The organism is Bacteroidota bacterium (assembly GCA_025059945.1).
Taxonomy (GTDB): domain Bacteria; phylum Bacteroidota; class Rhodothermia; order JANXDC01; family JANXDC01; genus JANXDC01.
The window spans coordinates 40,032-54,913 of the sequence record JANXDC010000012.1 but is presented as its reverse complement, the minus strand read 5'-3'; the positions used below and the strand labels follow the sequence as shown (position 1 = coordinate 54,913).

General features: G+C 63.5%; 10 protein-coding genes. 1 reads left to right on the top strand and 9 read right to left on the bottom strand.

The genetic code is table 11. From position 1 onward, the window contains the following. Positions 1-16 precede the first annotated feature (16 nt). Positions 17-1,384 carry a Na+/H+ antiporter NhaA gene (gene nhaA, locus NZ993_07260; protein MCS7155588.1) on the top strand — a complete coding sequence of 456 codons (1,368 nt, stop codon included), beginning with the start codon at positions 17-19 and terminating at the stop codon, positions 1,382-1,384. On the opposite strand, the gene coaE is transcribed toward nhaA, so the two are convergent. From coaE to NZ993_07215, 9 genes are all read right to left on the bottom strand, one after another. Then, positions 1,351-1,986, bottom strand: coding sequence for a dephospho-CoA kinase (gene coaE, locus NZ993_07255; GenBank protein ID MCS7155587.1), 636 nt, complete (start codon positions 1,984-1,986; stop codon positions 1,351-1,353). The two genes, nhaA and coaE, sit on opposite strands and share 34 nt — an antisense overlap. Beyond that, positions 1,979-3,304 (bottom strand): glycosyl transferase family 1, encoded by a 1,326-nt coding sequence (locus NZ993_07250; protein ID MCS7155586.1) that lies wholly within the window; start codon positions 3,302-3,304, stop codon positions 1,979-1,981. The genes coaE and NZ993_07250 overlap by 8 nt, the downstream gene beginning before the upstream one ends. Further along, the gene (locus tag NZ993_07245) at positions 3,301-4,377 is read right to left on the bottom strand and encodes a Xaa-Pro peptidase family protein (protein ID MCS7155585.1); all 1,077 of its coding nucleotides are present in this window, start codon (positions 4,375-4,377) and stop codon (positions 3,301-3,303) included. Before NZ993_07245 ends, NZ993_07250 begins: the two co-directional genes overlap by 4 nt. A gap of 12 nt (positions 4,378-4,389) precedes the next feature. Further along, the gene (gene guaB, locus NZ993_07240) at positions 4,390-5,892 is read right to left on the bottom strand and encodes an IMP dehydrogenase (GenBank protein ID MCS7155584.1); all 1,503 of its coding nucleotides are present in this window, start codon (positions 5,890-5,892) and stop codon (positions 4,390-4,392) included. 61 nt (positions 5,893-5,953) lie between these two features. Continuing rightward, a complete protein-coding gene (locus NZ993_07235; GenBank protein ID MCS7155583.1) occupies positions 5,954-8,620 on the bottom strand; it encodes a valine--tRNA ligase in 2,667 nt (888 codons plus the stop codon). A 102-nt stretch (positions 8,621-8,722) separates the two neighbouring features. After that, on the bottom strand, positions 8,723-10,279 hold the full coding sequence (locus NZ993_07230) for an ABC transporter ATP-binding protein (GenBank protein ID MCS7155582.1): 1,557 nt from the start codon (positions 10,277-10,279) through the stop codon (positions 8,723-8,725). Between the two features lie 3 nt (positions 10,280-10,282). Further along, complete coding sequence (locus tag NZ993_07225) at positions 10,283-11,428, bottom strand: cystathionine gamma-synthase (protein ID MCS7155581.1); 1,146 nt, start codon at positions 11,426-11,428, stop codon at positions 10,283-10,285. Between the two features lie 148 nt (positions 11,429-11,576). Then, the gene (locus NZ993_07220) at positions 11,577-12,860 is read right to left on the bottom strand and encodes a tetratricopeptide repeat protein (GenBank protein ID MCS7155580.1); all 1,284 of its coding nucleotides are present in this window, start codon (positions 12,858-12,860) and stop codon (positions 11,577-11,579) included. 111 nt (positions 12,861-12,971) lie between these two features. Beyond that, positions 12,972-14,816, bottom strand: a complete 1,845-nt coding sequence (locus NZ993_07215) for a LysM peptidoglycan-binding domain-containing protein (GenBank protein MCS7155579.1) — start codon at positions 14,814-14,816, stop codon at positions 12,972-12,974. Between the last annotated feature and the right edge of the window lie 66 nt (positions 14,817-14,882).

Here is a 14,882-nt window from a genome sequence, read left to right as displayed (position 1 = left end):
TAATGGGCAAAGCGTGATGTTGCTTTTCACCCGTCAGGGGGAACGCCCCCGTTCGCCGCTTCAGGAATTTTTGGAGCATGAGGCGGCCTCGGGCCTTCTGCTGATCTTGGCCACGGTTTTGGCCTTGATCGCCGCCAACAGCCCCCTAGCGGGCGCCTATCAGGCGCTTTTGCACGTGCCGATTCGCCTGGGCTTCGGGCCCGTGTTGATCGATAAGCCCCTACTGCTCTGGATCAACGACGGGCTCATGGCCATCTTCTTCCTGCTCATCGGCTTGGAGATCAAGCGTGAGCTGCGCTTCGGGGAGCTTTCCAATCCCCGGCAGGCCATGCTGCCCGTGACGGCCGCCGTGGGAGGGGCGCTCGTGCCCGCGCTGCTGTTTATGAGCCTCAACGCCGGCACGCCATACGAACGCGGCTGGGCTATTCCGATGGCCACGGATATCGCCTTCGCCGTCGGGGTGCTAGCGCTTCTAGGTCGACGCATCCCCAGCTGGCTTAAGATCTTTCTGCTGTCGTTAGCCGTGGTCGATGACCTGATCGCGGTGCTCGTGATCGCGATCTTTTACACGAGCACGCTTAACTGGTCAGCGCTCGGAGTGGCCGCGCTCTGCTTGGCGGGCCTTGTCGCGCTCAACTTGCGCAACGTGCACACGCTCGGACCTTACCTATTGCTTGGCTTCGTGCTTTGGGTGGCCATGCTCAAGTCCGGGGTGCACGCCACGATCGCCGGCGTGTTGCTGGGCTTCGCTGTCCCCGCAACGCGCCTGATCAAACTGCCCGATGCGCTGCGGCTAGCCGAGGAAGGGGTGCTGCTGTTTCGCAAGTCGCTTACGGAGATCTCGGCCGAGGAGCAAAAAGAGCTGCGGGAGACCGCCTTAAATCAGCTAGAAGACGTAATCGTAGCCGCCGAATCCCCGCTACACCGGCTGGAGCACAAACTGCATCCGTATGTGGCTTTTGGGATCATGCCCCTTTTCGCCTTCGCCAACGCCGGCGTCACGATCAATCTAGAGGCGATTCAGGAGGCCTGGGACTCCAGCCTCACCTGGGGTATCGTGCTGGGGCTTTTCCTGGGCAAGCAGATCGGGATCTTCGGCTCTAGTGCCCTGCTTGTGCGCGCCGGCCTGACGCTTCTTCCCTGGAAGCCCGAGGTGCTGCGCTACTTATACGGGGCCTCCTGCCTGGCGGGGATCGGCTTTACCATGTCGCTTTTCATCAGCGGGCTGGCCTTCGGCGAAGGAGAGCTCCTGGAGCGATCCAAATTCGGGATTTTGCTCGCCTCCCTGCTAAGCGGGCTTATGGGCTACGCGATGCTGCGGCGGATGGCGGTTTCGGAAGAGGAACGCCCTCAGGAGGAGCCCGAGGCGGCCTCCCGGACCTGATCCGAAAGCTGGGCCCGCAGCCAAGCCAGCAGCCGTTCCGTGGCGGTCCGTAGCGCTTGAAGCGTACCCGTATTCCAGAGCACGTAATCGGCTTCTCGGATCAGGGCCTCCTGTGGGCGCTGATGCCGCATGCGCGCGCGCACGGCCTCCTCATCAACCCCGTCCCGGACCATGACGCGTCGTATGCGCTCAGCCTCATCGGCGGCCACGACCACAAGCCGGTCAAGCTCCCGGGCCAGGCCCGACTCCACTAGGAGAGCAGCCACTACGACGGCGATCCGTTGGCCCTCCAGGGCGCGCTCCCGAATCCAAGCGCGCGCTCGCTCGAGCACCCGGGGATGAACCAAGCTGTTGAGGCGGGCCAAGGCCTCCCGGTCCGAGAAGACCCGCTCCGCGATCCAGGCGCGGTTCAAAGAACCGTCAGAGCCATAGGCCCGCGGGCCCAGCCAAGCGCAGAGCGCAGCGCGCAGCTCGGGGTCGCGTTCCAGAAGCTCCCGCGCCACCTGGTCGGCTTCCAGCACCGGCACCCCCGCCTGGGCCAGCCACTGGGCCACGGTGGATTTGCCGCTTCCGATCCCGCCCGTAAGCCCCACCTTAAGCATAGCGCATCGCGGGATGGACCTGCTCTTCGACGTGCAATAGCTCAAGCATCCACCGGGCCGTGCGCTCCGCCCATCGACGGCGGTCAAACTCGGCGATCAAGCGGGGATCGGGGCTGGGCAGCCGGCCCGCCTCCCAGGCTAGGAAAAGCCGCTCCAGGGCCTGCACAGCCCCCTCTAGGTCTTCGGGATCGACCACCTCAGCCGCCCCGTAGCGGGCTAAATCGCGCGCCGCTATGCCTTCGGGGGGAAGCAGGGCCAAAATCGGCTTGCCCGAGCCGAAGTATTCGTAAAGCTTGCCCGTGGATATGGCCTCTGCCCCGGGGTAACGCCCGATGATCAACCACAGCACATCCGCGGCGCGCTGAGCCGCTATCACCTCCCGATGAGGCCGATAGGGTTCGATCTGCGCCACGTCCGCAAGCCCCAGGCGCTCGACGAGCTCCGTATACTCTGCGGGCCAGAGGCCGATAAAGCGCGCCCAGATGCGCTGGCGGCGCTCTGGATGCTCCTGCAGCCAGCGGGCGAGCGCGCGCAGAAAGGGCTCCGGGGTCTGCCGGTCGTAAAAGGCCCCCGTGTAGAGCAGCTGAAACCGCTCATCTGTGCGCGCCTCCGGTGCGACGCGAAAATCCTCAGGGTCGAAACCCTGCGGCACGATCCGAATCCGGGCGTAATCCAGACGCCGTCTTTCTGGATACCGGGCGATCAGGGACTCCTTGATGCGGCGGTTAATCGTAAAGACCAGATCCGACCAGGCCAGCACCTCGGCCTCAAAGCGCTCCTGCAGGGCCCGATGCAAGGCGGTGGGGTAGACGTGACGGGGGTTGCCCACCCAATCATCCCGGAAATCCGCCACCCAGGGCAGGTGCGGAAAGCGCCGCTTTAGGCGCAACCCCACCAAGTGCGCCGTATAAGGAGGGGCCGTGCTGTAGATCGCCGCCACCTTCCCCTGTCGGATCAGCGCCTCGGCCTCCTGCTCAGCGGGCCATAGCCAGCCTATTTTGTTATCCGGCACAAAAAGCCACTGGCTCCAGCGGCTCCAGCGCGCCCGACGGCGTTCCGGCATCTGCACGACGGTGCGGGATCCGAAAAGACGCGTCGGATCCCAGGAGGGCACGCGCCGCACCTCCACGGCGCGGCCCTCGAGCTCTTCGAGCAGCGTCTCATCGAAGGCGAAATAGCCGCCGGGCTCGACCGTGATCACTATAGGGCGCCAGCCGAAGTCCGCCCAGTACTTGACGAACTTCAGCGTCCGCTGCACCCCACTTAAGCCCATCGGGGGAAAGTAGTAGGCCAGGACCAGCAATCCGGGTGCGCTCATCCGACCTGCAGGAGCTCTTTGGGGGAGCGCGTCAGCACCTCCGCGCCGTCTGCGCTAAGCACGACCATGTCCTCTATGCGCACCCCGAAGCGACCGGGCAGGTATATGCCGGGTTCGATCGTGACCACAGAGCCCGCCGGAAGCTCGTAATCGGCTAAGAACGACACCTTTGGGTACTCGTGTATCTCCAAGCCCACGCCATGACCCAGGCCATGGCCGAAGTAAGATCCGTAGCCCTGGGATTCGATAATGCGGCGCGCGACAGCGTCGAGCTCTCGGCTCTGCATCCCCGCTCGGGCCGCCTCCAAGGCGCGCATCTGCGCCTCGCGTACGATCTCGTAGACGCGCGCAAACTCCGCATCCTCGGGCCGCCCCACGGAAACCGTCCGGGTCATGTCGGAACAATAGCCCCCGTAGACGCAGCCGAAGTCCAGTACCACGACGTCACCCGGGCGCAAGATGCGATCCGAGGCGCGAGCATGGGGTAGGGCCGAACGGGGTCCGGAGGCCACGATGGGCTCAAAGCTCGTCGTGTCGGCCCCATAGCGCAGCTGACGGTAGGTGATCTCGGCGGCCAGCTCGCGCTCCGTCACCCCCGGCCGCACAAATTCCAGGATCTCCGAGAAGACGCGATCCGTGATCGCCACGGCTTGCCGGATGGCATCTAGCTCCTCTGCATCTTTTACGGCCGTCTCCCGATCTAGCAAGCCCGAAACGGGCACCCACTCCACCTGAGGCAATTTAGCACGCAGCTCCTCGAGTTGCGCCACCGTCAGGTGCTCGCTTTGAAGCAGCACCTGCCGGTAGGGGGCTAGTAGACCCGCCTCGAGCAGGTATTCGACAAGCTGGTAACCGGGGGTGTGCACATACGCCCCCCGGACTTGCTCCCGTGCTTGGGTCTCGTAGCGCCGGTCAGAGAGAAAGTGAGCCTCCGCGCGCCCTATCAACAGCAGCGCGTTAGAGCCCGTAAAGCCCACCGCCCAGCGGATGTGGGGCAGATGCGTGAGCAAAACGGCCTCTGCTCCGCGCTCTTGCAGCAGGGCCTGGATTCGGTCTACGCGCGCACCGGACACGCTCAGGATCTCCTATCGCAGGTAGTAGTTCGGGGCTTCTTTGGTGATGATCACGCTGTGGGGATGGCTTTCGCGCCATCCAGCGGCCGTAATGCGCACAAAACGGGCCCGCTGTTGCAGCTCCGCCACCGTGGCGCAGCCGCAGTATCCCATGGCGGCCCGCAACCCTCCGATCATCTGGTAGACGACCTCGCTCAGGGTCCCCTTGTAGGGCACACGGCCTTCGATGCCTTCGGGTACGAGCTTGTGCAGATCGTCCTCGGCGTCCTGAAAGTAGCGGTCGGAGCTTCCGGCGCGCATCGCGTCCAGGGAGCCCATGCCCCGATAAGCCTTGAACTTGCGACCCTCATAGAGGATCGTCTCGCCTGGGCTTTCCTCGGTTCCGGCAAAGAGGCTACCGATCATCACGGCCGTCGCGCCGGCTGCGAGGGCTTTGGCGATGTCGCCCGTATATCGGATGCCCCCGTCGGCCACGATGGCCACACCGTGGGCGCGCGCGGCGGCTGCGGCCTCCAAGACGGCCGACAGCTGCGGCACCCCCACGCCCGTGACGATGCGCGTGGTGCAAATCGAACCCGGCCCCACGCCCACCTTCACCACATCCGCTCCGGCCTCGATGAGATCGATCGCTCCCTGGGCGGTGGCGACGTTGCCCGCCATGAGAGGCACCTGGGGGAAGGCCGCCTTGATTTGGCGCACCATCCGAAGCACGCCCTCCGAATGCCCGTGGGCCGTGTCCACGGTGATAAGATCTACGCCGGCCTCCACCAGAGCGGCCACGCGCTCCAAGGTGTCGCGGGCCACGCCCACAGCGGCCCCGACGCGAAGACGCCCCAGAGGGTCCTTGCAGGCGTTCGGAAAGCGCTTCTTCTTCTGGATGTCCTTGAACGTGATGAGCCCCACAAGCCGGCCGGCCTCGTCCACAACGGGCAGTTTTTCGATCTTGTGCTCCTGCAGGATACGTTCGGCTTGCTCCAGGGTCGTGCCCACCGGAGCGGTGACAAGCGGCATAGGGGTCATGATCTGTCGCAGGGGTAGATCCGCGCTGGGCTGAAAGCGCAAATCCCGGTTCGTGACGATCCCCACTAGACGGTCTCCCTCCACGACGGGGATCCCCCCGATATGATAGCGGGCCATAAGCTCGCGGGCACGGCGAACCGTATCCTCCGGCCCTAAGGTGACGGGATCGACGATCATGCCCGATTCGCTGCGCTTGACGCGCCGGACCTGCTCGGCCTGCTCCGCGATCGAAAGGTTCCTGTGAATCACCCCCATACCCCCCTCGCGGGCAAGCGCGATGGCCAAGTCGGCCTCCGTGACCGTATCCATGGCCGCGCTCAGGATCGGGATGTTCAACCGAATCTCAGGGGTCAGCTGCACGGAAACGTCCGTTTCGCGCGGCATGACCGCCGAGCGATCCGGCACCAGCAGCACATCGTCGTAGGTGAGCGCCTCGCCGATGAGCTTCTGCGTCCAAACGGCTTGAATTTCCTCTGCGTACGCGCGCGCGTCCACGTGCCTTGACTCCTCACTTTTCGCCAAACTACGGCGGATAGAGGGCAGCAGGCAACGCGGGCTAGCTTAGCTGCGCATAAGCGGTGCGTAGCCGCTCAAGGGCCTCCTGTAGACTGGCCGCCTTCTGTCGCTCCCGCTCCACAACCTCCGCGGGGGCTTTGGACAAGAAGTCGGCGTTGGCAAGTTTAGCCTTCGCCTGAGCCAACAGGCCCTCCAGGCGTAGGATCTCCTTTTGGATGCGCTCTTGCTCCGCGCGCAGGTCCACTAGGCCCGATAGAGGCACATAGGCCTCATGCCCCCCGCTGCGGCGCAAGACCAGTAGGGCGCTCTCAGGCGGACGCCGCACCTCTGGACCGACGTCGAGCAGCTGGGCTCCGGCCAAGCGCTCCAGGTACGATCGGTGTTGACGCAGCACCTCAGCAAAAACCGCATCGGCTCGTGTGCGCACATACAGGCTTATAGCGGCCTTAGGGGCTAGCCCCATCTCGGCCCGTAGCGCACGCAGGGCCGAGATGAGCTCCTGCAGCTGCGCAAAGCGCCGGGCCGCCTCGGCATCCGTCTCCTCGGCCCGCGCTTCTGGCCAAGAGGCCCTGATGAGGGCCTCCCCCGCAGACCGAACCCTTAGCCGCTGCCAGACCTCCTCGGTCACAAAGGGCATAAAGGGATGCAGAAGCGCCATGAGGGACTCGAAGATCTCTATGGCCAGAGCCAGCCGGTCCGGCTCCATGGGCTCGAAACTCCGGGGCTTGATCAATTCCAGGTACCAGTCGCAGTAATCGTTCCAGATGAGCTCGTAGAGGAGGTGCACGGCCTCGTTGAAGCGATACTCCTCAAGGGCGCGCGTGAGCTCCGGGATGCGCCGGTTGAGCCGGTCCAGCATCCAGCGTTCTACCAGCTCCAGCTCCGCAAAGGAGCGCTCGCGTCGATAAAGACGGCCCTCCTCCATGTGCAGGGCCAGAAACCGAAAAGCGTTCCAGATCTTGTTGGCGAAGGTGCGCATGTCGGCGATCATCTTCTCGTCGAAGCGCAGATCCTGCTGCGTCTGAGAGCACCGAGCGAGCAGCCCCAGGCGCAACGCATCGGCCCCGTACTTGTTGATCGCCTCCATCGGGTCGACACCCGTTCCCAGGGACTTGGACATGCGCCGTCCCTGTAGGTCCATGACCGTCGGGTTGATGTAGACCTCTCGAAACGGCACCTCGCCCCGGAACTCCAGCCCGAACATGATCATCCGGCAGACCCAGAGGAAAAGGATATCGCGGCCCGTTACGAGCACGCTCGTGGGGTAGAAGTAGCGCAGCTCCTCGCGCTCATGCGGCCACCCCAAGGTAGCCAGCGGCCAGAGCGCGGAGCTAAACCAGGTGTCCAGCACGTCCGGATCCTGCTCGCAGTCCGAGGCGCCACAGCGGGCACACCGCGCCGGGGGATGCTTCTGCACCATCCGGTGGCCGCAGGCCAAACAAGTATAAATCGGGATCCGATGCCCCCACCAAAGCTGACGCGAGATGACCCAAGGGCGGATGCCGGCCAGCCACTCCAGCGCCACCCGGGCCCAGCGTTCCGGATAAAAGCGCACGCGCCCTGTGCGGATGGCCTCGGCCGTGCGGGCGGCCATCTCGGAGACATCGCAAAACCACTGCTCGCTTAAGTAGGGCTCGATCACTGTGTGGCAGCGATCACAAGTGCCCACGTTCGTCTGATAGGGCTCCTGGCGCCACAGCGCCCCCCGGGCCCGCAAAAGCTCCACAGCCCGTTTGCGGGCCTCAAAGCGATCTAGTCCGGCTAGCTCCGGTCCGGCCTCCGGCAGCATGCGCCCCTGTTCGTCGATCACGACCAGCGACTCCAGGCCGTGCTCCCGACCGATTTCGTTGTCCAGGGGATCGTGTCCCGGGGTGATCTTAAGCGCCCCGGTGCCGAAGCTCGGATCCACGCGTCGGTCCGCGATCACGGGCACGCGTCGCCCCCCCAGGGGCACAATCAGCTCGCGGCCTATCCAGGAGCGGTAGCGCGCGTCCTCTGGAGAGACGGCCACGGCCACGTCGGCCGGAATCGTTTCGGGTCGGATCGTGGCCACCCAAAGGGCATCCCCGGAGCCGTCGGCGGCCGCATAACGCACGTAGTACAACTCGGCTTGCGTGGGCTCGTACTCTACCTCTAGGTCCGAGATCGTGGTGCGGCATCGGGGGCACCAGTTGACCATATGCTTGCCGCGATAGATGCGGCCCTTCTCGTAGAGCCGCACAAAAGCCTCCAGGACCGCATCGTAGTAGTCCGGGTCCAAGGTGAACTTCTTGCGCTCCCAATCGCAGGAGGCCCCAAGCCGCTCCAGCTGGCCGTAGATGATGCCGCCGTATTTCTCGACCCACTGCCAGACCCGCTCCAGAAAACCCTCCCGGCCCAGGTCTTCCCGGGTAAGGCCCTCTTGGCGGGCCAGCCAGCGCTCGACCACGTTCTGCGTGGCGATGCCCGCATGATCGGTGCCGGGCTGATAGAGGGCGTTATAGCCCCGCATGCGGTAAAAGCGCGTAAGAACGTCTTGAAGCGTGTTGTTGAGCGCATGCCCGATGTGAAGCTCGCCGGTCACGTTCGGAAGGGGCATCATCACGGCCCAGGCGGGCCGGGAGGGGTCCGGAACGGCCCGAAAGAACCCGCCCTCCTTCCAAAAGCGATACCAGCGCGGCTCCACCTGAAGGGGTTCGTAGGTTTTCGGAAGGGTTGTGCTCTCCATGCGCGTTTCCTGCTGTCTGGGGTATTGAGCCCAAGAAGTGAGGCGATGAACCTGATCTTCGGCCCTCCAAAAATAACGCCCAAGGCCATTTCCGCGCTAGAACTAGGCGGCCAACCAGCGAGCGGCCTCTAGAAGCCGCTGCGTCTCCGGATGGCGGGGATGAGCGCATAGGGCCTCAACCGGACCCATCTCCACCAGTTCGCCATCGGCCATCACGGCCACGCGCCCGCCTAGGGCGCGCACCAACCGAAAATCATGCGTGACAAAAAGCAGGCTTAGCCTGCGCTCAGCCCGCAGCCTGCTGAAGAGGGCCACAAACTGCTCCTGTAGCTCCGCATCCAAAGCACTCAGGGCTTCATCGCAGAGCAAAAAAGGCGGCTCAGTGGCCAAAGCCCGGGCGATGGCCAAGCGCTGGCGCTGGCCGCCGGAAAAGGCATCGGGATAGCGGTTGAGCATCTCGGGCTCCAGGCCCACGCTCAGAAGCAGGGCCTCGGCCCGAGCCAGGCGCTCCCGCTCGGAACGCCCTATGCGGGCGGCGCGCATGGGATCCAGGAGCTGCTCGCACACCGTAAGGCGCGGATTTAGAGAGGCGTACGGATCCTGAAAAACGATCGGCATCTGACGCCGCGCAGCGCGCAAAGCCTCTCCCTCCAGAGCGCGCACAGGACATCCGCGCAGCCACACCTCTCCCTTGGAGGGCTCGATCAGGCGCGGAATGGCCCGCAATAGGGAGCTTTTGCCGCATCCGGAACGCCCTACAAGATGCAGTATTTCGCCTGCGCCCAAACTAAAGCTGACCCCGCGCACAGCGTGCACAGCTCCAGGTGAGCCGCGATGTGCGGGATAAAGAACGTGTAGGTTTTCCACTTGCAATAACGGATATTTAGGAGGAAGCCAGGGCTCCTCCGGCCGCCGGCCTTCGACCGTGAACACGGTCGGCAACTTTCGGGCCGGGCGCTCCTCAATGAGCCTTCCCTCCTCAAGGCGCCAAACGCGCTCAACGGACCGACGCAGCACATCCGGATCGTGCGAAACCACCCATAGGCTCATGGCCCGTCCTCGGGCGAGCTCCCCGACGGCCTTGAGCCAAGCCGCACGCGCCAGCACATCCAAGGCCGTGGTCGGCTCATCGGCCACAAGCAGCTCCGGATCACCGGCTAGCGCCAAAGCCAGGCTCAAGCGCTGCCGCTGGCCACCGGAGAGCTCATGCGGATAGCGGCGCGCTATGCGCTCCGGCTCCTCCAGTCCCGCCTCCGCCAGGCGCCTGTAAAGCTCTTGGCGCAGGCGTGCCCCCGAAAGCCGACCCTTGTAAAGCCGCACAAGCTCGGCAAGCTGCGCCCCGCAGCGCCGAACCGGATCGAGCGTCCAAAGCGGCTCCTGAAAGACCACCCCAATGCGGCGGCCCAACCAAGCGCATCGCTCCCGGGCCGAAAGCAGGCGCAGCGGGCGACCGTCCCAGTACACCTCTCCCTCCCACCGTGCGCCCTCGGGCAGAAGCCCTAAAGCGGCGCGCAGCAACAGGGATTTGCCGCCTCCCGATGGGCCCCAAAGGCCTATGCGTTCGCCCGGGCCGATGCGTAGCCAAATTTCGCGCAGCACCCACTTCCAGCCTGCGGCTGTGGGCAGCGCGACGGAAAGCCCTTCTATGCGCAACTCCACGCTCTAGGCCCGGCTTAGGGCTTCATCCAGGTCTCGGATGAGGTCCTCTGCGTCCTCGATGCCCACCGAAAGCCGGATCAGGGAATCCGTGAGCCCGGCCCGGATCCGCTCTTGGCGCGGAATCGCGGCATGCGTCATAGTAGCCGGATGTCCGATGAGCGATTCCACCCCACCTAGGCTTTCGGCCAACGCGAAGAGCTTTGTGCTCGAAAGCACCCGGATGGCGGCCTCTAGGCTATCGTCCCTGAGCGTAAAAGAGACCATACCGCCAAAGCCGCGCATCTGACGCCGCGCCAGCTCGTGTTGCGGATGGGAGCTCAGGCCCGGATACCGCACCGAGGCCACTTTGGGGTGATGGGCCAAGAATTCCGCGATAAGCTGCGCGTTTTGGCAATGCCGCTCCATGCGCACATGCAGCGTCTTCACGCCGCGCAGCACAAGAAAACAGTCCATAGGTCCAGGCACGGCGCCCGTGGTCTTCTGCTGAAAGCGCAGGCCTTCGATCCAGCGCTCGTCATTTGTCATAACGGCCCCTCCGATGACGTCGGAGTGCCCCCCGAGGTATTTCGTAGCAGAATGCACCACAAGATCGGCCCCTAACGTCAGGGGATTCTGCAAGTAGGGGGTGGCGAAGGTGTTGTCCACGACGACAACAGCCCCACGGGCGCGAGCGATCTGGGCGATGGCCGCGATATCGATGAGTTTTAAAAGCGGATTTGTAGGGGTCTCCACCCAGATTAGGCGCGTATTGGGCCTCCAGGCGGCCTCTAAGGCCGCAGGGTCGGTCATGTCCACGAAGCCGAACGTGATACCGAAGCGCTCGTAAACGGTGCGAAACAGCCGGTAGGTGCCCCCATACAGGTCATCGGTGGCGATGACGTGATCGCCCGGATTGAGCTGCCTTAAGATGGCATCGATGGCGGCGCAGCCGGAGGCGAAGGCGGCCGCAAAACGCGCCTCTTCCAAAGCGGCCAGGTTTTCCTCCAGTGCGGTGCGCGTGGGATTGCTTACGCGCGCATATGCATAGCCCTTGTGCACACCGGGGGCCTCTTGGACGTAGGTTGAAGTCTGATAGATTGGGGTCATGATGGCGCCCGTCGTGGGATCTGGACGCTGCCCTGCGTGCACGGCCTTGGTGGCGAATTGCATAGCCGGACTCCTTCTGCTATTGCCAGAGAGATCGCGAGGAAGTTTATCGATCCTGGCGCGAGAACTCAAAAGGCCGCAAAAAACCCCGCATCCTGCGGATGCGGGGTCTGTTATGAGAGCGAGGGGATCTGCACCCTATGGGGCTCACCTAATTATTGCGCCCCCCCTCCAGATTTTCGATGTCCACTTTGGCGCACTTGGCCATCTCCTTAGCCTTGTCAAGCATGTTGAGCCGCGCGTAGGCGCGGAATAAGGCTAAACAGATGCCCTCATCTTCGGGCTTGAATCGATGGGCCCGCTCCAGGTAGGGCAGCGCCTTGCGTAGCAGCTCATCCGCCTGTTGCCGAAGCGCCTCGGCCTTTTTGGCCTGCTCATCAAAGGCCTGCTCGGCAGCTCGGCGCTGTCGCTCCGTCAGGCGCGGTTTCGCCAGCTCCTCACGCAGCTTGTTTCGGGCCTCGGATTCCAGATCTTCGGCCTGCCGGAAGAGCTCCGCAGCCTGGTTTTGGTAAGCCGCCCCTAGGTTATAGTAAGCGTTTTCGTAGTTCGGGTCCAGGCGCAAGGCCTCAGATAGCTCGCGGATGGCGTCTTCGTAACGGTCCATTTGCAGCAGGAGTGTGCCGTAGTTGTAGCGGTAGACCGCGTTTTGCGGATTACGCCGCACCGCGTCGGCGAAGAGATCCACGGCCTCGTGCACCCGATCGGCGCGGATGTAAACGTTTAGCAGGGCCGTGAGCAGATCCGCATTATCCGGATTACGCTCCCGCTGGGCTTTTAAGAACTGAATCGCATCCTCCACACGACCCCCCGTCACATACAGCTCAGCCAATAGCATGAGCAGTTGGGGATCTTTCTCCCCCTTCTGGAGGGCCCTCTCCAGCGGGGCGATGGCCTTCTCCGGCCGCTGCGCGTTGATGTAGGCATAGGCGGCGTTGATGTAGTTGACGGTGCTGTCTGGCTGCCACATAGCGGCCAGCTCGAAGCCCTGCGCGGCCTCTATGAAGGGTTCTCGGTTGTCTGCCGAGCCCCGCTGAAAGGCCTGCGCGGCCCGGTTGAATTCGTAGGCCCAGGCGATCTTGTAGAGGTTATCGACCTCCTGTTTTAGCCCTGCGGCTTTGGGATCCTGAAGGATCAATTCCTTGGCTTTATCTAGCGCCTCCTTTGCCTGAGTGGCGAGCTCGAAGTGCTTGTTGAAGTCTTGCTCACGCCGAGCCAATTCCACTAGCGTCTGCGCTTTAAGCCTCCAGGCCTCTGCGTTTTGGGGGTTTTTCTGGAGCGCCTTGTCTAGGTTTTCAAGGGCCTTAGCATAATCCTGTTGGCGCAGGTTGAGTTTGGCCCCTTCGACGTTGGGATCACCGGAGCAGCCCCCGAATCCGAGAAGCACGAGACCCCCCAGCATCAGGGCCGCGAGGCCTCTCCATGTGCGGTGTATCACGCTTTCCTCCTACCGCTAAGCGGTCTTTTCATGCGGCAACAAGTAAAAGTAGCCCCTTTAGCCGACAGAAGCAATCGGCCCCGGGGGCGCGACGGAATCGTTACAGAGACGTTAGCTGCGGTAGATGCGCAGCAGCTGGCCGGCGCGGATCTGGTTGCCACGCAACCTGTTCCACTCTTTGAGCTGCTCGACCGAGACCCCGTAGCGGCGGGCGATCTCCAGCAGCGTGTCGCCTCTTTGGACGCGATAGCGAACCAGCTGACCGGAGCTCCGGCTAGCCGAGGGCGAACGCTCCTCGGGGGGGGCGATCAGAAGGCGTTGACCCACGCGCAGCCTGTTGGAGGCAAGCCCATTCCATTGACGCAGCTGGGCTATGGAGACCCCGTAACGCCGAGCGATTGCCGAGAGGGTCTCTCCGCGCCGGACCGTGTGGTGGCGAACCTGGGATTCTGGGGCGGACTCTGGGGCGGACGCTGTTGTGGCAGGGCTAACCTCCCAGGAAGCCAATCGAAACGGGGACTCTGAGGAGCTAGCCGGGATCAGCAGCCGCTGTCCGGGGCTGAGCCGGCTTGTCTGCTCCAATCCATTGGCCTCTCGAATGGCCCGAATCGTGACCCCGTATTGCCGGGCCAGTCGGCCGATGGTTTCTCCGCGCTGCACCACGTGTACAAGCATAGCCTGCTTAAGCGATTCCGGTAGCTGCGCGTAGGCCTGTTGAAAGGCTGAGGCCCGACCACTGGGGATGCGAAGCGCGTAATTGAGGCGACCTGGGGGAACGCGACCGCGCAACAGCTCGGGATTGAGCCAGCGAAGGGTCTCTAGGTCTGTTCCCGCGCATTCTGCTAGGATAGTAAGCGGAAGGGGGGCTTCCACCTGGACCCAGTCATATTGAAAGGCTGGCCCTCGCTCCGAGGCCCGTAATCCGAAGGCTTCGGGCTGGGAGCATAGTATAGCTGCCGCAATGTAGGCGGGCACGTAGTTGCGCGTCTCCCGGGGCAGAAAAGGCTGAATGGCCCAGAAGTTGCGCACCCCGCCGCGCTGGATAGCCCGTTGTACGTTGCCCACGCCGGAGTTGTAGGCCGCGATCGCCAGATGCCAATCCCCAAACGTGGCGTATAGATCCCTGAGATGTCGAGCGGCCGCTCGCGTGGCTTTTTCGGGGTCTCGACGCTCATCAACCCAGTGATCCACTTGCAGCCCATATAGAAAACCGGTGCTGCGGATAAACTGCCACATCCCTACGGCCCCAGCCCGGGAACGGGCATGTACGTTTAGCCCGCTCTCTATCAAGGCCAAGTACTTGAGCTCATCCGGCACCCCTTCTTCGGCGAAGATACGTTCGATCATAGGAAAGTACGTCTGCATACGCACCAGCCAGTGCTCTAGATGCCGGCTAGCGGTACGCAGCAGGTAGGCGATGTGTTGTTTTACCTGCCAGTTGATTTCCAGGGGTACCTGGGAGCGTCGCCAGATGCCCTCCTCTGGAATGCGCAACGTCTCGATCCAATCCGCGGGCAGGTTGTTTTCTACCGCCTCAAAGAGCGCATCTCGGAGCGCGTAGATATCCCCTCGCTGTTCCAGCAGCGAATCCGGCCCGTAGTAGTCCTCATACTCCGCCACGATCGCCCGGTACACCTCGCCAAAGCGCCGGTCCTGCTCGATGCCCGGAGCTTTGGCCAGCTGCCGCAGGGCCTCCATGGCTTGCTCCAGAAACAGCTCCGCCTGCTCCACGTTGCCAGAGGCCCGATAGGTAAGCACGTTGGCATAGAGCCGATACAAGTGAGCCAGTCGTAGTTGGATTTCGGCATCACTCCAGACCGGCGTGGGCGTACGCACCGTATCCGACCGCGGGGGCGCGACGGTGTTCAGGGGCAAGAAAAGCGGCCGTTGCCCAGCGGCGGTGGTGGTAAGAAGCAGCACAAAAAACAGACCTCCCCGAAGCCTTTGACGTTGCATGGGCGCACCTCCTGGCTTTTCTTGGGCGGAAACGTCTAACAATAGAACAAGGTCCCCGAAAAATGC